Source organism: Halobaculum sp. XH14 (assembly GCF_032116555.1).
GTDB lineage: Archaea > Halobacteriota > Halobacteria > Halobacteriales > Haloferacaceae > Halorarum > Halorarum halobium.
The window spans coordinates 1,894,790-1,913,524 of sequence record NZ_CP134949.1 but is presented as its reverse complement, the minus strand read 5'-3'; the positions used below and the strand labels follow the sequence as shown (position 1 = coordinate 1,913,524).

Genomic DNA, 18,735 nt, shown 5'->3' with positions numbered 1-18,735 from the left:
GACGCTTTAAACCTCGCCCCTTCGGAACGGCGGGGCCGGCGGCGACACCGCCTCCCCGGTCGGGAGGCGATCGGAGTGTCGGTAGGGATTTGGTCCCCCGCGAACACCCCCGAGTATGCCGGCACCATCGTTCCCCGTGCAGGTCCTTCTGGGCGTCTATCTCGGCCTGCTCACGGGGATCATCCCGGCGCTCGTCGCGTGGGGGCTCGGGTTCACGTTCAAGTACTTCACCGGGGTGACGATCCCGGGGTTTGGCGTGGTGGTCCTCGCGCTCGCCATCGCCGGGGTCAACGGCGGGTTGCTCGCGCTCACCGACGAGAGCGTCGCCAGTTCAGCGAACGAGACGGCGCTGCTGGTCGGCATCGTCGTCATCCTGATGCTGTCGCTGTACGCCCACGCGAAGGGCGACGCGATGGGCGCGTCGGTGCCAAAGCGGCTCTCCTTGCGAGCGCTCACCGAGCGGACCATCTCCACGGACGTCGTCGAACTGGTCGGCGGTCGCGGGCAGGTTCGCGTCACCGTCGCGGGCGAGGTGGCCGACATGGAGGGCTACCCTTCGCTTCCGACCGATCTCCGGGCGTCGATCGGCGAGTTCGCCGACACGTTCCCGGCGGAACTGCCGGTAGTCGAACTCGAATCGAGGGTGACCGCGCGACTCCGCACCGAGTTCGACCTCGCGGACGCGACCGTTCGCCTCGACGAGCGGGGTCGCGCGACCGTCGCCGCCGCCCCGCCGGTCGGGAGCGTCTCGAAGCGCGTCCCCCCGGGGAAACGGGCCGTGTCGTTCTCGGGACTCGTGCCGACCGGGATGGCCCGGGGCGAGGCCGTCACGGTCGTGACCGACGGCGGCGAGTACCGGGGCTCCGTCGTCGCCGCCCGCTCCTCGCCCGAGGGCGACACGAGCGCCGCCGCCGGCCATCGGGTGAACGGGAGCAGGAGCGACGGGGTCGGGGACGGGACTCCTGCGACCGACGGCGGCACCGACGACGGAGAAACCGGGACGGCCCCGTCGGGTTCCCCTCCCGCATCGCCGACGACGACCGGCGGGGTCGGCCGGGTGACGGTCGCGCTCGACCGACAGTCCGCGACCGCAGTGCTCCGTTCCGAGCCGAGACGGTTGATCGTCAGGTCACGGGGGACGCGGCGGGAGTTCGAACTCGTCTCGGTGCTCCGGCGGGCCGGCGATCAGTTCCGCCGCCTCACCGTCGGCGAGGGGAGCGTGCTCGACGGCAGCTCGCTCGGGGAGGCCTCGGTGCGAGACACGTACGGCGTCGCGGTCCTTGCGACCCGGCGGAACGGGGGGTGGACCGTCGCGCCCGACGGCGACGCCCGACTCGACGCGGGCAGCGACCTCATCGTCGTCGGCCCGCCCGCCCGACTCGCGGAGTTCACGACGGAGGTGGCGGGATGAGCGTCCTCCTTCCCCTGCAAGCTGCCGGCGCGCCGGCCGCACTCACAGCGGTCGAACTCGGCCGGATCGTCGGCTTCGCGGCGGTCTCGTTGCTCGCCGCGTCCGTCGTCTCGGTCGTCTATCGGTGGTACGTCCGCGAGCCCATCCCGCGGGGGCTGGCGACGCTGGTCGGCGTCGCCGTCGTCGCGTTCTATCTCAACACGGTCGGGCTGTTCGGCGAAGTCATCGGCGGGACGAGCGGGACGGACCCGTTCGCCACGCGGACGGTGCTCGTGAACGTGGTGAGCCTCTTCGCGGCGGTGCTGGCCGCGCCCGTCGGCCGTCGGATCACCGACCGGGCGATCACCGACACGGTGGCGGTCGCGGGTGCAGAGCGGGTCGAGGGCGAGGTCGGCCGCGTCGTCCGGATCCTGGGCCGGGTCACGGCGGTCGAACTGCCCGAGGACGTCGGGACCATCGACGGCTACGACCCGGTCCCGGCCGCGACCGTCGACCGCTTCGCCGGGACGACGCTGCTGTTCCCCCGTCGCGGGGGAGCGGGGACGCTCCGTGACCGCCTCCTCGATCGGCTCAAGGAGGAGTACGGCGTCGGCCACGTCGACGTGGAGATGGACGGCGAGACCGTCACGAGGCTCGCCGTCGGCGCACGCGTCGCGGGACTCGGGCCGACGCTGGGCCCCGGAACGTGCGCCGTGGCCGTGCGGGCCGACCCGCCCAACGGCGCGACGCCCGGCGAGAGCGTCCAGGTCTGGACGGAGGGCCCGGAGCCGGAACGCGTCGGCAGCGCCGAACTCCGCGGGACCGCCGGCGACGTGGTGACGCTGGCCGTCGACGAGTCGGAGGCGGGGTCGTTCGACCCGGCCCGGTCCTACCGGCTCGTCACGTTGCCGGCGGACCCGCGGGCGGACCGCGAGTTCGCGTCCCTCCTGCGGGCCGCGGACGAGACGATGAACGTCGTGGCCCTCGACGAGGGGAGCGAACTGGCCGGCGGCACGATCGAAGCCGTCGGGAGCACCGTCGTCGCGGTCCGGCCGGTCGAAGGCCCAGTTGAGACGATTCCGGGGCACTCGCGTCGACTCGCCGCCGGCGAGACGCTCTACGTGCTCGCCCGACCGGAGGAACTCCGCGCGATAGAGCGGCGGGCGAACCGGGCCGGGGCGGAGACGGACCCCGTCGGGGCGGAACGCTCTTGACCGGCGGGTCTGGAGTAGTCGGCATGGGCTGGAAGCTGTTCGCCGACCTCGCCGAGGCGGCCGGGACGCGCGAACCCGACGTCGACCTCGGCGACGCCGAGACGCTCGCCGGGGCGCTCGACGTGCTGCTCGATACCCATCCCGCGCTCGCCGACAGAGTGCTCGACGAGGAGGGCGAACTCCGTGACCACGTGAACGTCCTGCGGAACGGCGAACCGGTGCGTGAGACGGGCCTCGAGACGCCCGTGGCCTCCGGCGACGAACTCGCGCTGTTTCCCCCCGTCAGCGGCGGATAGTGTGGGACGGCGTGGCGGTCGAGTGCCGAGTCGAAAGGTTCAATTACGTACCTGCGATACGTTGGGACGCGAAGGAAAGCCGGACGGGTTGGTGGTCTAGTCTGGTTATGACACCTCCTTGACATGGAGGAGGCCGGCAGTTCAAATCTGCCCCAACCCACTCGCGTTTTCGGCGAAATCGACGTCCGACGCAGTTCCCCGCCTCGGCGGAGCGGTGCTACCGATCCCGATCAGCCGACTGCTCGGGCGCCTCAACTCCGCGTGGTCGGGACCGCCCGTCGAACAGGCCCATCCGGGGCGAAGACCGCGTTGGGGGTCTCGTCGTCGGTCGGTTTCCATGGCGGTCGATCGGGGTCGCGGGGGAAAAATGAATACCGAGTACCACGAGGGGACGCGTGGATGGGCGAAACAACGTACGCGACGCACTGTCCGCTCTGTGGGAGCGAGCTGGACGAGCAGGCGGAACCGTACCGGACGAGGGTCACCTGCTCCGAACACGGTCGAATCCAGGTCGACGTGTACCGGTTCAGCGACTAGTTGCTGGTGCCAGGTGCGAGGCCGGTGGGACAGAACCGAAACCCGACGACGGCCGTGACCGTCGAGAACCCTCGCTGGCGGATCCGATCTCGTCCCGAGAACGCCGGCCCTACCGTTCCTGGTAGCCGTGGCCGGCAAGCAGCGCGCCGAAGTTGGCACAGACCAGCGCCGCGAACAGCGGGCCTTCCTGAACGCTGAGTCCGTCGACGAGCAACGGGAGATAGAGCAGCGGGAGCGCGATGGCCGAGTAGAACGCGACGGCACGGATCGATGCGACCGCGTTCCGGTCCTGCACGGTTCTGGTAAGCCGAACGAACTCGCGGAGTGGAGTGGAGGGCGTCATTGGCCGGGTATCTGTTCCCCCCAAGGGCTGCCGGGGGCATATAGGGGGTTGAGCGTTCGCCACGTTTCGGACGTTTCACGGTCGATACCGTGTTCATATCTCGTTTCACGACGGCACGAGAGCCTCCGATACCGTTCATGCCGAGAGTTAACTCTTCTTCTCCCGATTCCATCCGTGGTATAATTCTCCGGTAGTTAGCCGATTTCGTCCCGTTCAGCAGTGACCCGCGACTCGGATGGCGGTCACAGCCGAGCGAAGGGCTTTCGTTCGCCGTCTCGATATCGGATCCATGACTCGAGTTAGGGGGCGACCCGACGGATCCGACCGGAAGCTAACGGCGAACATGTGTGAGGACCTCCGCCTGGAGCGTGGTCGGTAGTGGCCGACTTCCGAGTTCGCGTCCTCGCGGCCGGCGGAACCATCGCGTCCGAGCCGGGCGAGGGTGGGGCCACACCGGCCAAGGCGGGGGACGAACTGGTCGAGCGCGTCCCCGAACTCGCCCCCTACGCGGACGTCTCGGCCGAAAACGTCGCGTCGCGGCCGGGGTTCGACATGGACTTTGCCAGCGTCACCGACCTGGCGGAGGCCGCCGAGCGAGCGGTCGCGGACGGCGCGGACGGACTCGTCGTGACACACGGCACGGACACGCTGGCGGACACGGCGTTCGCGCTCTCGCTCGGCTGTGACCTCGAGGTCCCGCTCGTCGTGACCGGCTCCCAGCGGCGGTTCGACGAGCCCGGGACCGACGCGCCCGCCAACCTCCTGACAGCGGTCAGGGCGGCCACCGACGACCGGTTCGAGCCGGGAGTTCACGTCGCGTTCGACGACGAACTGCACCCCGCACGGGACGCGGTCAAGCGCCACACGAACGCGCTCTCGACGTTCGGATCGCCCGGAAAGGGACCGACGGCGACGGTCACCCGCGGCGGCATCGCCATCCACCGCGAGCCGCGCGAGTCCGCCGTGTCCCTGCCGCTGTCCGCGGCTGCCGACGACGTCTCCGTGCCGGTCGTGCACTCCGGGACCGGCGTGGGCTCGGAACCGGTCGAACGGGCCCTCGCGACCGACGCGGACGGCATCGTCGTCGAGGGCACCGGACTCGGAAACGTCACCGGGGCGCTCGGTGGGGCGCTGGCCGAGGCAACGAGCCGGGTCCCGGTGGTGGTCGGGACGCGCTGTCACGCGGGTCCGACCGAACCGGTGTACGGGACCGCCGGCGGCGCGGTCACGCTCGCCGAGGCAGGCGTCCGCTTCGCGGGCGACCTGTCGGTCTCGAAAGCCAGAGTCGCGCTCCGTCTCGCGCTCGCGGGCGGGGTCGATCCGGACGACGTGTTCGACTCGCCCGCCCCGCTCGACCACTGATGGGGGCGCCGGGACCGGGGTCCGATTAACTGCCCGGGGTTACCTACCCGCCAGGTGCTCCACGTACCCGCGAGAGTTTCGCCCGGACGGCCTTCCGCTTCAGCAGGAGGAAGCCGGCGAAGACGAGCAGGAAGCCGAGGCCGGTCGTCGACGTCGGCGTCTCCGAGAGGAACGCCCAGCCGGACAGCGCCGCGAACAGCGGGGCGACGTAGGAGACGAGGTTGATCTCGACCGCGCCGAGCCGGTCCAGCAGGTCGAAGTAGACGAGAAACCCCAGCGCCGAGGCGACGACCGAGAGGTACGCGAGCGCGACCAGCGCGTCTGTCGTCCACGCGACCTGTGCGAGCCGCTCGCCGCGGCCGACGGCGACGCCGTGCATGAGGAGTGCGCCGCCGAGCATCGACCACGCCTCCATCGATTCGACCGGCATGCCGGCGTCGATGCGACGGGTGAGAACCGAGCCCAGCGCGAACGACGCGGCCGCGAGGAACACGAACGACTTCGCGAGCGCGCCCCCGGAGAGCAGGTTCGCGGGATCGGGATCCGTGAGGACCACGACGCCGACGAGCCCGAGGACCAGTCCCGCGAGTCCGACCGCGGTGAGCGATTCGTCGGGGAGCATCGCCCGCGCGAACCCCGTCGTGAGCGCGGGCGATAACGAGACGATGACTGCGGCCGCTGCGCTCGTGACCGCCGGGTCGGTCTCGCCGACGAAGAGGAAGGCGTGATACGCCGCGATGAGCAGCGTCGCTCCCACGCCGACGGTCGCCCACTCCGCGCGACCCCGAGGGACGGGATCCTCGAGGGCGTAGGCTGCGTACCCGAACATTAGGACCCCCGCGACGTCGTAGCGGATCGCCGCGAAGAGGACCGGCGTCTCGAAGAAGCCGCCGGGAGCGCTCGGGGTGCCCAGGCCGGCCTTGATGGCCATGAACGCCGAGCCCCAGATGGCGGCGAGAAACAGGAACAGCGGGAGGGTTCGATGGCGGGTCACGTCGTGAGGTACCCGCCGGCGACGGTGAGGGTTACGGTTCCGGTCACCGGAGGTGGACGACTGCGCGGCCGTACTGATCCGCTCAGCGTCCCCGGTCGGCGGACTCTTCGGCCCGATCGATGTCGACCGCCGCGTCGTCGGCGCCGGTCGGACCCATCGCCATCCCGGCCGGCCCGCCGATGTCCGGCTCGGTCACCGGGCCGTCGTCGGCATCGTCCCCGTCGTCGAGGTGATCGGCGACCCCCTCGCGGAACCGATGGCAGGCAGCCGGGTGTTCCCCGTCGGGGAGGGTTGGCGCCTGCGTCTCGCAGACCGATTCGAACCGGTCGCGGAGGCGGTCGGCGGCCTCCTCGGCCCGGTCGTTCGCCAGGATCTCCAGTGCGTCCTCGACGGTGTCCATGTTCGCGCCGGAGATCGAGTCGAGCCCGAACTCCGCCCGGACCGCCTCCTTGAACGCCGCGGCGTTCGCGTCCGGGTCGTCCATCCGCTCCCGGACGGTCTCGGCATCGTAGTCGCCGCGTTCGAGGCGCTCACGCAGGTCCATCACGCTCCGGTAGTCCGACTGGTCGATTTCGACGCCAGCCGGGGGAATGATCTCCGGACAGCGCGTCCGGAAATGACAGCCGGAGGGCGGGTCGCGCGGCGACGGGACGTCGCCCGAGAGCGGGTCGACGCGCCGGCCCTGCTCGCTCACGTCCGCGCGCGGGACCGACTCCAGCAGCGCGTTCGTGTACGGGTGTTTCGGCTCCTCGAAGATGGAGTCGGTCGGGCCGCTCTCGACGACCTCGCCCAGATACATCACCGCGACGCGGTCGCAGATGTGACGCACCACCGAGAGGTCGTGGGCGATGAACAGGTACGTCAGCCCGTACTCCTCCTGCAGGTCGTCGAGCAGGTTGAGGATCTGCGCCTGGACGCTCACGTCCAGTGCCGAGACCGGTTCGTCGAGCACGACGAACTCGGGGTCGAGCGCGAGCGCGCGGGCGATGCCGACCCGCTGGCGCTGCCCGCCCGAGAACTCGTGCGGGTAGCGGTCGATCTGCCCGGCGGAGAGGCCGACCCGCTCGAGCAGTTCGGTCGCCCGGTCGCGCCGCCACTCCCGCTTGGAGCGGCCGTCGTCGGGCGACTCCTCGGGTAGCCCGTGGATCGAGAGCCCCTCCGAGATGATCTGTCCGACCGTCAGCCGCGGGTCGAGACTGGAGAACGGGTCCTGGAAGACGATCTGGGCGCGCTGTCGGAACTCGCGGAGTTCGCCGCTGGACATCCCGAGCACGTCCTCGCCGTCGAACTCGATCTCACCCTCGGTCGCATCGCGCAGGCGCAACAGCGTCTCGCCCGTGGTCGATTTACCGCAGCCGGACTCGCCGACCAGCCCGAGCGTCTCGCCCTTCTCGACCGTGAGGTCGACGCCGTCGACGGCCTTCACGCTGGTCGGATCCCGGCCCATCAGCCGGTCGAGCAGCGTGTCGTCCTCGAAGTAGTACTTCCGGAGGCCCCGGACCCGAAGCAGCGGATCGGGCTCAGTCATCGACGGACACCCCCTCCTCGGCCGCGCCGGCGGACCCGTCGGCCGGGCTTTCCTCCGTCTCCGCGACGCTGCCTGCCGCGGCGAAGTGGTCCGCGGGCAGCGCGTCCGCCTCGTCGAACTCGCGCTCGGCGAGGACACAGCGAGCGGCGTGTTCGTCGCTCCCGCGGTCGACGTCGTACTCGGGAACCGGGTCGAGGCAGTCGTACATGGCCTTCGGACAGCGGTCCGCGAAGTAACACCGCTCTCCCATCTCGGAATCCAGCAGCGAGGGGACGTTCCCCTCGATGGGCTGGAGCCGCGGCGCGGGGTCCTCGAGGTCCGGGATGGAACCCAGCAGCCCCCGCGTGTACGGGTGGATCGGCGACTCGAACACGTCCGAGAGCGTGCCGCGCTCGACGATCTCGCCGGCGTACATCACGCCGACGCGGTTGCACATCCGCGCGATGACGCCGAGATCGTGCGTGATGAGCACGACGGACATGTCCTCTTCCTCCTGAAGCTCGCGGAGCAGGTCGAGGATCTGCGCCTGGATGGTGACGTCGAGGGCGGTCGTCGGCTCGTCGGCGACGAGCACGTCCGGCTCGCCGGCGAGCGCCTGCGCGATCATCGCACGCTGGAGCATCCCGCCGGAGAACTGGTGCGGGTACTCCTCGGCTCGCTCCGCGGGGTCGGGAATGCCGACCTGGTCGAGCAGTTCGACGGCTCGCTCGTGGCTCGCCGTGCTCGCGTAGCTCCGGCTCGGGAGCAGCGCGTCGGTGAGGAACCGGGCCATGCCGTACCCCTGGGTGCGCGACCGGGTGCGCCGGGGGTTCGCGTTCGCCCGGCGCTGGACCTCGACCGCCTCGGCGATCTGCTCGCCGACGGTCAGCGACGGGTTCAGCGACGACATCGGGTCCTGGAAGATCATCGAGAACGACGGCCCCCGCAGGGAGCGACGCGCGCCCTCGGGCAGCCGCCGGACGTCGACGAACTCGCCGTCGACCGCTTCGGACCGGTCGTCCTCGAACGCCGCCGCGAGGTCGGCGTCGCGGTACCACACCTCGCCCTGGGTGATCCGCCCGGGCGAGTCGACGAGGTCGACGACCGAGAGCGCGGTGACGGACTTGCCCGAGCCGGACTCGCCGACGATGCCGAACACCTCGCCGTCGCGGACGTCGAAGTCGACGGACTCGACCGCGTTCACCTGCCCGTCGCTGGTGAAAAATCGGGTCGAGAGGTTCCTGACGCGGAGCACGTCGTCCGGGTGACCGTCGACGTGTCCGCCGTGGTTTCGATCGGCGGACATCTACATCCCCCCCTCGCCCTCGATGCCGGGGTCGAGCGCATCGCGGAGCCAGTCGCCGACGAGGTTGATGCCGACCACGGCCAGCACGATGGCCACGCCGGGGACGGTTGCGATCCACCACGAGGACGAGAGGTAGTCGCGCCCCTGCGCGATGTCGAAGCCCCACGAGAGCGTCGTTCCCGAGAAGCCGAGGAACGAGAGCGACGACTCCAGCAGGATGATCGACGCGATCTGGATCGTCGCCAGCACCAAAATGGGCGTGATCGCGTTCGGGAGGACGTGCCGGAAGACGATTCGCGCGTCGCTGGCACCGAGCGCGCGTGCGGCCTTCACGTACTCCTCCTCGCGGATGGAGAGCGCCTCCCCCCGCGCGATCCGTGCGAACCACACCCAGCTGACGAAGCCGACGACGAGGATGACGACCGTCGGGAGCGTCACGCTGCCGGGCATCGGCGTCGGCAAGCCGACCGCCTCGCGGAACGACGCGGCGAGCCCGGAGGTCACGAACGGATCACCCAAGCTCACGGCCACCGCCGCCTGGAACCGGCTGAACAGTCCGATGAGCGCGATGGCGAGCACGAGCGACGGGAACGCGAGCGAGACGTCGGCGAGCCGCATCAGCAGGTCGTCGGTCCGTCCGCGGTAGTAGCCCGCGGTCAGCCCGACGGTGACCCCGAGCACGCTGGCCAGAATCGTCCCGAGCAGCCCCACGAGCAGCGAGGTCCGCGCGCCGTAGATGGCACGCGAGAGGATGTCCTGTCCGAGCGAGTTCGTCCCCAGCGGGTGCTCGGCGGTCGCGTTGACGGTCACCGACTCGTTGACGATCTCCACGCTTCCGTTCACCATCTGTGAGGTCGTCCGCTGTTCGGTCGACGTGAAGCCGAGCGGCGGCGTGCTTGCGTTCTCAAGGTCCTGTGTTCGGGGGTTGTGTGGCGCGACGAACGGCGCGAGCGCGGCGACGAGGATGATGCCGACGATGAGGACGATCCCCACCTTCGCCAGCGCGCTCGATCGCAGTTCACCGCGAAGGTTCCGGATCGTCCGCGGCGAGATCGAGAGCGGTCCGAGCTTCATTATGCGACCACCCGCGGGTCGAGGTACGCGTACAGCGCGTCGACCGCGATGTTCACCACGACAAACGCCGTGCCGATGACGATGAGGCTCCCCTGGAGGATCGGCCAGTCACGCGCGTTGATGGCCTGGATGATCTCCGTGCCGAGTCCGGGCCACGCGAACACGGCCTCCGTGATGACTGCCCCGCCGATGAGGGTGCCAAGCTGGAGCCCGAGCACCGTGATGACGGGCACGAGCGTGTTCCGAAGCACGTGTTTGTACTTGACGAGCGACTCGGGCAGCCCCTTCGCCCGGGTGGCCGTGACGTAGCCCTTCCCGAGCTCGTCGAGCATCCCCGAGCGGGTGAGCCGCGTGATGAGCGCGGTGAAGTACGTCCCGAGGGTGATCGCCGGGAGGAACAGCGACGCGAGCCACGCCGTGGCCACCTCGAAGAACGGCGCGGGGCCGTAGATCGCGGCGACCGAGTCGGCGAACCCGTAGGCCCGTCCGCTGGTCGGGAACACGTTCAACTCGACCGCGAACACCAGCACGAGCATGATGCCGAGCCAGAAGTTCGGCGTCGAGATGCCGACGAGCGAGAACGTCGTCGCGCCGTAGTCGGCGGGCTGGTGCCGGCGGGTCGCGCTGACGACGCCCAGCGGGATCGAGATGACGATGGCGACGACGCTCGCCGCGACCGCGAGCTCGATCGTGGCCGGGAGCTTACTGAACACCTGGGCGCTCGCGGGGATGCTCGAGATGTACGAGTAGCCCATGTCGCCGTGCAGCAGGTCCCAGATGTAGTTGCCGTACTGGACGTACAGCGGCTCGTTCAGCCCGAGATCCTCCGCGATCCGCCGTCGGGTCTCCTGGTCGGCGTCCAGCGGCGCGACCGTGTCCACCGGGCTCCCCGGCGTGATGAACCGCAGCATGAACACGACGGTCACGACTCCCCAGACGACGCCGATACCCTGCAGTCCGCGTTTCAGTAAAAATCGGCCGTACGCCATGGCCAACTCAGTTGCTCTCGCTCGGGAGGCTCTGTGCTTCCTCAAGGAGCCGGTCGAGTTCCTCGTTGCTGTATGAGGTCAGCGAGCCGTCGGACGCGAGGAGCGGCTGGATCGTCTGGATCGCGTCGAACGTCGCGTTCCCCCAGCCGAGCAGGTACCACGGGGGCTTGTCCTCGATGTTGCCCGTGGTCACCTGGCTGACGAGCGTGGAGAACTCCACCTGCCGCACGGTTGCGCTGACGTTCGAGAGCTCGTCGACCTGCCCGCCGACGGCCTGTGCGATCTCGACGTCGCGGAGGTAGCGGCCGATGGGCGTCACGAGTTCGATCTCCGCGCCGGCGTGACCGGACTCCTCGATGAGCTGTTCGGCCATCTCCTGGTCCTGTGGGTACGGGTCCAGATCGCCGTTGTAGCCGAAGAACCCCTCGAGGGTCGGCTGACCGGTCGGGTCGCCGAACGTCTGCAGGACGTTCTGGATGATCGAGTCGAGGTCGATCGCGTAGTTGATCGCCTGCCGGAACTCGGGGGAGCTGAACGGCTCCAGGTCGTAGCGCATCCCGTTGAACAGCACGCGGGTGGACGGCACCGCCGAGACGGCCGTGCCGTCGTTGCCGTCGACGCGGGAGACCTCCTGGGGCGGGACGTTCACCGCGATGTCGCTCTCGCCGCTGATGAGCCGGTTGACGCGCGTCGACGACTCGCCCGCGGAGTTGATCGTGAACGTCGAGATGGCCGCCGGCTCGTCCCAGTAGTCCTCGTAGCGCTCGAAGGAGACCTCGACGCCCTGCTCGTAGTTGGTCATGGCGAACGGGCCGGTCCCGTCCATGTTCTGGTTCACGTAGGCGTTCTCGTTCTCCTCGACCCACGACCTGTTCATGACGTCACAGTACGTGGCGAACGACTGGAAGACGATCGGGTTCAGTCCGCTGAGCGAGACGTCGACGGTGCGGTCGCTCTCGCTCGAGACCTCGGCGCCGGTGACGCCGATGAGCTGGTCGGACTGGGGGCTGACGATGCCGACCTCGTCGTCGACGATGCGGTTGATCGAGAACGAGACGTCCTCGGGCGTCAGCGAGTCGCCGCTGTGGAACGAGACGTCGTCCCGAACCGTGAACTGGACGGTCGTCTCGTCGAGTCGGGTGTAGTCGGTCGCGAGCTTCTGGACGATGGCACCCTCGGCGTCACGCTCCAGGAGCCCCTCGTAGGCCTGCAGGACGATGTTGTCGGTCGGCGTCTCGCGGTGATCCTGCGGGTCGACTCCCGAGTCCATCTGGGACTGGGTCATCACGACGTCCTCCCCATCGTCGTTCGCGGGCGAGATGGCGTACGCCGCCACGCGCTCGTCGCGCCGGGGCGACCACTCGATGTCCGTGGACTGGCCGTACACCGAGTACTGGCGGTTGAGGAACACCCACGGTGCCTCGTCGTGGATCAGTCGGTTCGCCCGCTGGAGGTAGCCCTCGCGGGTCTCGGGCTCCGGGCGCTCGGTCGGCGTCCCCTCCGGCGAGTCGGTCGCGGTCGGCTCGGGCGTCCCGTCGTCGCCCGGCGTCGGCGTCGTGTCGCCGCCCTCGGAACAGCCGGCGAGCGATACTGCCGCGGCAGCCGAACCCGCAGCGGTCAGGAACCGTCGCCTCGTCGTGTCACTGTCGGACATGGGTGGCAAGTAGTGGGACGGTGACTTATATACTTGGGTATGTTCGTCCGCCGATATCGGCCACCAGTGAGGGGGTTCTCCCGGCGTCGTGGCAGCCGCTTGCTGATTCAGAACGAAAAATCATGAAATAAATTTCCGGGGCCGCCCGGCCGAGCGTTCGACGCCCGGCCTACTCGTTCTGTGCGTCGACGACGGCGACGCCGGCGAGGTTGACGATGTCCTTCACTTCGTCGCCGCGCTGGAGGACGTGGACCGGCTTGTCCATGCCGACGAGCATCGGGCCGATCGCCTCCGCGCCGCCGAGCCGCTGGAGCAGCTTGTAGCCGATGTTCCCGGCTTCGAGGTTCGGGAACACCAGCACGTTCGCCGGCCCGTCGAGCTCCGAGAAGTCGTACGTCTCCTCGAGGATGTCCTCGACGACTGCCGTGTCGGCCTGCATCTCGCCGTCGACGGGGAAGTCGACGGCGGCGTCGCCGTGGAGCAGATCGACCGCGCGGCGCGGCTTCGCCGTCCCCTCGTTCTCGACGGAGCCGAAGTTCGAGTACGAGAGCATCGCCGCGCGCGGCTCCACGTTGAAGCTCCGCGCGAGTTCGGCCGTGTGTTTGGTCACCTCGGCGAGTACCTCCTCGTCGGGCTCCTGGTTCACCGTCGCGTCCGCACAGAACACGACCCGGTTCTTGAACGTCAGCATGTACACGCCGGCCGCGTAGTCGGCGTCCTCGGCGGTGCCGATGACCTGCAGCGGCGGGCGGAGCGCCGACGGGTAATGGTGGGTGAGCCCCGTCAGGAGCGCGTCCGCGTCGCCCTCCTCGACCATGACGCTCCCGAAGTAGTTAGTGTCACGGCGGACGAGTTCGCCCGCCTCGGTTCGGGTGATGCCCTTCCGCTTGCGGAGTTCGTGCAGGCGGTCCGCGTAGCGGTCGGCCATCCCGTCCGCGTCGGGGTCGACGACCTCGGGGTCGAACCCGAGCCCCAGTTCCTCGGTCGTCGCCTCGATGCTATCCTGATCGCCGAGCAGCACCGGCTCCGCGATGCCCTGCTCTCGTAGCTGGTAGGCCGCACGGATCATCTTCTCGTCGGTCCCCTCCGCGAGCGCGACGCGTTTCGGCTCCGACCGGGCCTTGTTGAGCACGACGCGCATCATCTCGCGGCTCTTGCCCAGCCGCGCTTCGAGCCGCTCGGCGTACTCGTCGGCGTCGAGTTCGCTCCGCGCGACGCCCGAGTCCATCGCCGCCTCCGCGACGGCGGGGGCGACCTGGAACAGCACGCGCGGGTCGAGCGGCTTCGGGATGACGTAGTCCGCGCCGAACTGGAGCGGCTGGTCGCCGTAGGCCTTCACGACCGCGTCGGGGACGTCCTGTCGGGCGAGGTCGGCGAGCGCCTCGGCGGCCGCGCGTTTCATCTCCTCGTTGATGTCGGTCGCCCGCGCGTCGAGCGCGCCCCGGAAGATGAACGGGAAGCCGAGCACGTTGTTCACCTGATTGGGGTAGTCCGAGCGGCCGGTCGCCATGATGACCGTGTCCTCGCGTGCGTCCTTCGCGTCCTCGTAGGCGATCTCCGGGTCTGGGTTCGCCATGGCGAAGATGATCGGGTCCGCGGCCATCGAACGCACCATCTCCCCGTCCACGATGCCACCCACCGAGAGCCCGACGAACACGTCCGCGCCCTCCATCGCCGTGGCGAGGTCGCCCTCCGGGACGTCGCGGGCGAACTCCCGCTTGAACTCGTTGACCTCATCGGCGCGCGACTCGGTGATGATGCCCGAGGAGTCACACATGAGGACGTTGTCCGGGTCGGCCCCGAGCGAGACGTAGAACCGCGCGGTCGCGATCGCCGACGCGCCGGCGCCCGAGAAGACGATCTTCAGCTCCGAGAGCGCCTTGTCCGCGATGTCGGCGGCGTTGATGAGCGCGGCACCGGAGATGATCGCGGTGCCGTGCTGGTCGTCGTGGAACACGGGCACGTCCATCTCCTCGCGCAGGCGCGATTCGATCTCGAAGCACTCGGGCGCGGTGATGTCTTCGAGGTTGATGCCGCCGAACGTCGGCTCCATCGCCGCGACGGAGGTGATGATGTCCTCGGGGTCCTGCTGGTCGAGTTCGATGTCGAACACGTCGATGTCGGCGAAGCGCTTGAACAGGACGCCCTTCCCCTCCATGACGGGTTTCGAGGCCTGCGCGCCGATGTCGCCGAGGCCGAGCACCGCAGAACCGTTGGAGACGACGCCGACGAGGTTCCCCTTGGCGGTGTACTCGTAGGCCGCCTCGGGATCCTCGGCGATGTCGAGACACGGCGCGGCGACGCCGGGCGAGTAGGCCAGTGAGAGGTCACGCTGCGTGTTCGTCGGTTTCGTCGTCGAGATCTCTATCTTCCCCGGCGGGTCCTCGCGATGGTACTCCCGTGCGTCGTCGTCCAGTCCCATGGGTCGAGGGACCGCCGGACCGCGGAAAAAGCTACCGAGCGGACTTCACGCAGCGGGGGTCGTTCCACTATCCCGCACGCCGTCGGACTCCCCCTCGTCGTCCACGAGGTCCTCGGCGGCGACGAACTCGTCGAAGTCGTCCTCGTCGTCGGGCCGACCGGTGGCGGCGGTTCCGCCGTCGCCGTCGGACCCGTCACCGTCGTCGTTCGATCCGCCTTCGTCGTCGCTCGAGCCGTCCCGGTACCGACCCAGCGTGTCGTATCGGGACGAGAAGCCGGCGAGGGAGGCTAGCTCGAACGTGCGGATGTACGTCTGGGTCAACACGTTCAGCGGGAGGAAGACGAACACGAAGTACAGCGGGACCCCGACGGCCAGTCCCGCCAGGAACCCGATGCCGATGCCGAGGTCCGGCGCGACCGTCCCGCCGACAACCGTCCCCGCAGCGAGTCCGACGATCACCGAGATGATGCCGACGGGGATCAGTCCGAGCAGCGTGAGCAGACCGCGGACGATCGCGACGCCGATTCCCACCAGCAGGTGCATGAACAGGTAGACGACCGTCTGGACCTTCTCGCCGCCCAGCAGCGACCAGACCTCCGACCAGCCTGCCAGCACGCCCGAGTCGTCGACGTACATGACCGGGACGACGAACTGGGTCGTGAACCCCATCACGAGCGCGAACAGCAGGAACCAGAGGACTACCAGGAAGACGATGCCGAGGATCGGGCCGAGCCCGAGCGGGGGCGTCCCGTGGAACCCGAAGTAGTACACCGCGCCCGCGATGACGAACGGGAGCGCGAACAGGATCGTGAGTCCGATTCGGAACAACAGCAGCCGGATCCCCTTCCAGAAGTGCCGCTTGAACGGGCCGCGGATCCGCACCTCGTCCCGCGCGATGGCGTGGACGAACACGAACTCGAGCACCGGCGAGGCGATCGCGACGAGTATCGCCAGCAACACGACCGCCGCGATGACGAGCAGTCCGACGATGCCGACCGCGGCCGGTAACGCGCCGGAGACGGGCTGGCCGACCTGCGCGAGCGCGTTCGCTCCGAGCGGGCCGCCGCCCGGCGATGCGCCGCCGAACAGCGTCGCGAGCGCGAAGGAACTGCCGCCCGGGCCTCCCGGCCCGGTGCCGGAGCCGGCGAACTGGCCGACGGAGTTCGCGGATTGGGACACGTTCTGTACCCCTGCTCCGCCGCCGCCGATCAGCAGCGTGATGAGGGCGAGCCGGGCCCAGCGCCCGAGCGAGAACGGGAACAGGAACGCCCGCGTGGCGTCCAGGGAGTCGTCGATGGCGTCGATTGCGTACCACGACATGTTTACAGACGTTCACCACGGCACAATGAAGCTTCCCCTCGCGCCGTGGGGACGCGATTCCCGGTCGAAACGGACCCCTTCGAACGCTGCCACGCCGCTCGCGGTCCGGCTACGGTTCAAGCACCGAGGGCCGTTCGAGCGTCAGGCCGTCGACCTCGACCGTGTCCGTGGGCCAGCGCCCCGTGTCGGTCAGCACCTCGACTTCGTCGGCGGTCACGTACGCGGTGTCCTCGCTCTTTGCCCCCCGTACCGTGGGGTTCCAGGCGTAGGCCGCCCCGGGGACGACCGGCGCGTCGCTTCCGGGGGACGCGAACCACTCGCGCCCCGCGTAGCCGGTCGCGCCGCCCTGATGGTGGCGCCGCCACTCGCCCTCGAACCCCTCGTCGGCGTAGGCGTCCCGGATCTCCGCGAACACGTCGCCGGCGGTTCCCCCCCTCCGTGCGGCCGCCCGGGTCGCAGCCAGCGCACTCGCCTCGACGCGCTGGGCGGCGACGTGGCGCTCGGCCAACCACTCGGGCGGATCGAACGCGACCGTCCGGGTCAGCGACGCGTGGAGCCCCGCGCGCCGGGCGGTGACGATGACGACCGCGTAGTCGCCGAGCGCGGCGTCGGTCGGCGTCGGGTGCCGGTACTCGGGTGCGCGCTCGCCGCCGCCGACGAGGACGACCGGCGCGTCGATGTTCCGTGACGCGAGCGAGATGCGGAGCCCCGCGGCCACCTCGTGCTCGGTGTCTCCCGGTTCGAGTTCCCGGCAGACGGTTTCCAGCGCGAGCGCGGCCTCGCGTCCGAGTTCCCGGTACCGGCGGAGGTCCTCCGCGGCGAGGCGGAGCCGAAGGCGCATGGAGTTCACCGTGTCGAGGCCGGGCACGTCGAAGTCGGCGGCCGCGGGCGTCGGCGAGCGGGCGGCGACGGAGTCGGCCAGCCCCGCCTCGTACCAGTCGTCGGCCGCGACGCTCATCGACAGCTCCGCGGGGAGCTCCTCGGCGGCGATGCGTTCGGCCTCGATGTTGTTCGTGACGACCGTCCACTCGCCGTCACCGAGGTAGCCGACCGCCGCGTCGCCCACGTCCGCCGCCGCGTCGACCCAGTTACGCCCGCCGGTCGCCCAGGCGAACGCGTTCGGGCGCGCGAACCAGACCGCGTCGTAGCCGTCGGATTCGAGGTACCGGTCGAGCCGCATCTCGCGGTCGTCGATGTCGACCATCGGGTCGAACTGGCGTCGCCGTCGGCTTGAATCCCGGCGGTCGATCGGGACTGCCCGACGCCAGGATCACGCGGGCGGCTGACCCGCGGAGTGGGCTTCCCTCGGGCGACCCCGTTCGCGGACCGAACCCCTCAAGGCGGGCCGGTGTGAGAACGCGTGTAATGGCAACCACGCTCGGGACCGCGAGCGCGGCCCCCGGGGAGTTCGACACGGGCCGGCTCGAGGTCGGCGAGACCCGGGACGGCTCGACGGTCGGGCTCCCCGTCGCGGTGCTCAACGGCGCCGCGGACGGCAAGACGCTGTACGTGCAGGCGGTCAGCGACGGCGACGAACTCAACGGCCTCGGCGTCCTCAACCGGTTCGTGCCGGGGGTCGACCCGACGGAACTCGCGGGCGAGATCCTCGTCGTCGGCATCGTCAACTACCACGCGTTCCAGGTCGCCGAGCACCGCAACCCCATCGACGACACGAAGATGAACCGGGCGTACCCCGGCGACGCGAACGGGACCTCCTCCGAGCGCATCGCCGCCGCGACGTTCGAGGTCGCAGGGCGCGCGGACCTCGTCGTCGACCTCCACCAGGGGTCGACCAGCCGGATGATCGACGAGGTCAGGGTCCGGTGTGGCCCCCGCCACGGCCTCCACCGCGAGTGTCTCGAACTCGCCAAGGCGTTCGGCGTCGGCCACGTCCTCGACCAGAAGGGCCCGGACGGCCAGCTCGCCCGCGTCGCTCCCGACGAGGGCATTCCCACCATCGACCCCGAACTCGGCGGCGCGGTCGGCTGGGACGAGTCCAGCATCCAGCGCGGCGTCGAGGGGATGTTCCGCGTCCTCCGGTTCTACGGCTTCCTCGACGGCGACGTGTCCCTCTCGAAGCAGACCCGCGCACACGGCTTCGACCAGTACGGGTCGCCCTCCGGGGGACTGGTCACCTTCGAGGCGGAACTGGGCGAGCGCGTCGAGTCGGGCGACAGCCTGTTCGAGGTGAGCGACCCGTTCGGCACCGTCAAGGGTCGCGTCACCGCCGACAGCGACGGCGTGTTCTGGCGGACGCGTCGCCTGCCCCAGGTCGCGACCGGCGAGTACGTCTGCTCGGTCGGGACCGACGTCGACCAGTTCTGAAC

At 69.8% G+C, this 18,735-nt stretch carries 16 protein-coding genes and 1 tRNA gene; 7 read left to right on the top strand and 10 right to left on the bottom strand.

Going from position 1 to position 18,735, the window contains the following annotated elements:
• The first annotated feature begins 115 nt into the window (after positions 1-115).
• From RJT50_RS09755 to RJT50_RS09735, 5 genes are all read left to right on the top strand, one after another.
• Positions 116-1,411 (top strand): potassium channel family protein, encoded by a 1,296-nt coding sequence (locus RJT50_RS09755; protein ID WP_313691064.1) that lies wholly within the window; start codon positions 116-118, stop codon positions 1,409-1,411.
• Positions 1,408-2,604 carry a DUF8167 domain-containing protein gene (locus tag RJT50_RS09750; protein ID WP_313691062.1) on the top strand — a complete coding sequence of 399 codons (1,197 nt, stop codon included), beginning with the start codon at positions 1,408-1,410 and terminating at the stop codon, positions 2,602-2,604. The genes RJT50_RS09755 and RJT50_RS09750 overlap by 4 nt, the downstream gene beginning before the upstream one ends.
• Positions 2,605-2,627: 23 nt before the next feature.
• Positions 2,628-2,900, top strand: coding sequence for a ubiquitin-like small modifier protein 1 (locus tag RJT50_RS09745; RefSeq protein ID WP_313691061.1), 273 nt, complete (start codon positions 2,628-2,630; stop codon positions 2,898-2,900).
• A gap of 85 nt (positions 2,901-2,985) precedes the next feature.
• Positions 2,986-3,060 (top strand) — tRNA-Val (locus tag RJT50_RS09740).
• A 239-nt stretch (positions 3,061-3,299) separates the two neighbouring features.
• The gene (locus tag RJT50_RS09735) at positions 3,300-3,437 is read left to right on the top strand and encodes a hypothetical protein (RefSeq protein WP_313691060.1); all 138 of its coding nucleotides are present in this window, start codon (positions 3,300-3,302) and stop codon (positions 3,435-3,437) included.
• A 109-nt stretch (positions 3,438-3,546) separates the two neighbouring features.
• Here the strand turns inward: RJT50_RS09735 and RJT50_RS09730 are convergent, their stop codons facing one another.
• Positions 3,547-3,780, bottom strand: a complete 234-nt coding sequence (locus RJT50_RS09730) for a DUF8028 family protein (protein WP_313691059.1) — start codon at positions 3,778-3,780, stop codon at positions 3,547-3,549.
• Between the two features lie 378 nt (positions 3,781-4,158).
• On the opposite strand from RJT50_RS09730, the gene RJT50_RS09725 reads away from it, so the two are divergent.
• Positions 4,159-5,142 carry an asparaginase gene (locus RJT50_RS09725; RefSeq protein WP_313691058.1) on the top strand — a complete coding sequence of 328 codons (984 nt, stop codon included), beginning with the start codon at positions 4,159-4,161 and terminating at the stop codon, positions 5,140-5,142.
• A gap of 43 nt (positions 5,143-5,185) precedes the next feature.
• Here the strand turns inward: RJT50_RS09725 and RJT50_RS09720 are convergent, their stop codons facing one another.
• The 9 genes from RJT50_RS09720 to RJT50_RS09680 all read right to left on the bottom strand — a co-directional run bounded on the left by RJT50_RS09720 (position 5,186) and on the right by RJT50_RS09680 (position 17,612).
• Positions 5,186-6,136 (bottom strand): DMT family transporter, encoded by a 951-nt coding sequence (locus RJT50_RS09720; protein WP_313691057.1) that lies wholly within the window; start codon positions 6,134-6,136, stop codon positions 5,186-5,188.
• Between the two features lie 82 nt (positions 6,137-6,218).
• A complete protein-coding gene (locus RJT50_RS09715) occupies positions 6,219-7,664 on the bottom strand; it encodes an ABC transporter ATP-binding protein (RefSeq protein WP_313691056.1) in 1,446 nt (481 codons plus the stop codon).
• Positions 7,657-8,949 carry an ABC transporter ATP-binding protein gene (locus tag RJT50_RS09710; protein ID WP_313691055.1) on the bottom strand — a complete coding sequence of 431 codons (1,293 nt, stop codon included), beginning with the start codon at positions 8,947-8,949 and terminating at the stop codon, positions 7,657-7,659. Before RJT50_RS09710 ends, RJT50_RS09715 begins: the two co-directional genes overlap by 8 nt.
• Positions 8,950-10,023, bottom strand: a complete 1,074-nt coding sequence (locus RJT50_RS09705) for an ABC transporter permease (RefSeq protein WP_313691054.1) — start codon at positions 10,021-10,023, stop codon at positions 8,950-8,952.
• Positions 10,023-11,012, bottom strand: coding sequence for an ABC transporter permease (locus tag RJT50_RS09700; protein ID WP_313691053.1), 990 nt, complete (start codon positions 11,010-11,012; stop codon positions 10,023-10,025). The genes RJT50_RS09705 and RJT50_RS09700 overlap by 1 nt, the downstream gene beginning before the upstream one ends.
• A 7-nt stretch (positions 11,013-11,019) precedes the next feature.
• Positions 11,020-12,666 carry an ABC transporter substrate-binding protein gene (locus tag RJT50_RS09695; RefSeq protein ID WP_313691052.1) on the bottom strand — a complete coding sequence of 549 codons (1,647 nt, stop codon included), beginning with the start codon at positions 12,664-12,666 and terminating at the stop codon, positions 11,020-11,022.
• A gap of 169 nt (positions 12,667-12,835) precedes the next feature.
• Positions 12,836-15,088 carry an NADP-dependent malic enzyme gene (locus RJT50_RS09690; protein ID WP_313691051.1) on the bottom strand — a complete coding sequence of 751 codons (2,253 nt, stop codon included), beginning with the start codon at positions 15,086-15,088 and terminating at the stop codon, positions 12,836-12,838.
• A 45-nt stretch (positions 15,089-15,133) separates the two neighbouring features.
• Positions 15,134-16,408, bottom strand: coding sequence for a DUF7544 domain-containing protein (locus RJT50_RS09685; RefSeq protein ID WP_313691050.1), 1,275 nt, complete (start codon positions 16,406-16,408; stop codon positions 15,134-15,136).
• 109 nt (positions 16,409-16,517) lie between these two features.
• Entirely contained in the window at positions 16,518-17,612 is a 1,095-nt protein-coding gene (locus RJT50_RS09680) for a M24 family metallopeptidase (RefSeq protein WP_313691049.1), read from the bottom strand.
• 161 nt (positions 17,613-17,773) lie between these two features.
• Between RJT50_RS09680 and RJT50_RS09675 the strand changes: the two genes are divergently transcribed.
• Entirely contained in the window at positions 17,774-18,733 is a 960-nt protein-coding gene (locus RJT50_RS09675; RefSeq protein WP_313691047.1) for a succinylglutamate desuccinylase/aspartoacylase family protein, read from the top strand.
• The last annotated feature ends 2 nt before the right edge of the window (positions 18,734-18,735 follow it).

Excerpts from the sequence above, each read along its gene's own strand:
- RJT50_RS09675 (WP_313691047.1), top strand. The coding sequence starts at position 17,774 with ATGGCAACCACGCTCGGGACCGCGAGCGCGGCCCCCGGGGAGTTCGAC.
- RJT50_RS09755 (WP_313691064.1), top strand. The coding sequence starts at position 116 with ATGCCGGCACCATCGTTCCCCGTGCAGGTCCTTCTGGGCGTCTATCTC.
- RJT50_RS09695 (WP_313691052.1), bottom strand. The coding sequence starts at position 12,666 with ATGTCCGACAGTGACACGACGAGGCGACGGTTCCTGACCGCTGCGGGT.
- RJT50_RS09710 (WP_313691055.1), bottom strand. The coding sequence starts at position 8,949 with ATGTCCGCCGATCGAAACCACGGCGGACACGTCGACGGTCACCCGGAC.
- RJT50_RS09680 (WP_313691049.1), bottom strand. The coding sequence starts at position 17,612 with ATGGTCGACATCGACGACCGCGAGATGCGGCTCGACCGGTACCTCGAA.
- RJT50_RS09705 (WP_313691054.1), bottom strand. The coding sequence starts at position 10,023 with ATGAAGCTCGGACCGCTCTCGATCTCGCCGCGGACGATCCGGAACCTT.
- RJT50_RS09730 (WP_313691059.1), bottom strand. The coding sequence starts at position 3,780 with ATGACGCCCTCCACTCCACTCCGCGAGTTCGTTCGGCTTACCAGAACC.
- RJT50_RS09715 (WP_313691056.1), bottom strand. The coding sequence starts at position 7,664 with ATGACTGAGCCCGATCCGCTGCTTCGGGTCCGGGGCCTCCGGAAGTAC.
- RJT50_RS09690 (WP_313691051.1), bottom strand. The coding sequence starts at position 15,088 with ATGGGACTGGACGACGACGCACGGGAGTACCATCGCGAGGACCCGCCG.
- RJT50_RS09745 (WP_313691061.1), top strand. The coding sequence starts at position 2,628 with ATGGGCTGGAAGCTGTTCGCCGACCTCGCCGAGGCGGCCGGGACGCGC.
- RJT50_RS09700 (WP_313691053.1), bottom strand. The coding sequence starts at position 11,012 with ATGGCGTACGGCCGATTTTTACTGAAACGCGGACTGCAGGGTATCGGC.
- RJT50_RS09750 (WP_313691062.1), top strand. The coding sequence starts at position 1,408 with ATGAGCGTCCTCCTTCCCCTGCAAGCTGCCGGCGCGCCGGCCGCACTC.
- RJT50_RS09735 (WP_313691060.1), top strand. The coding sequence starts at position 3,300 with ATGGGCGAAACAACGTACGCGACGCACTGTCCGCTCTGTGGGAGCGAG.
- RJT50_RS09685 (WP_313691050.1), bottom strand. The coding sequence starts at position 16,408 with ATGTCGTGGTACGCAATCGACGCCATCGACGACTCCCTGGACGCCACG.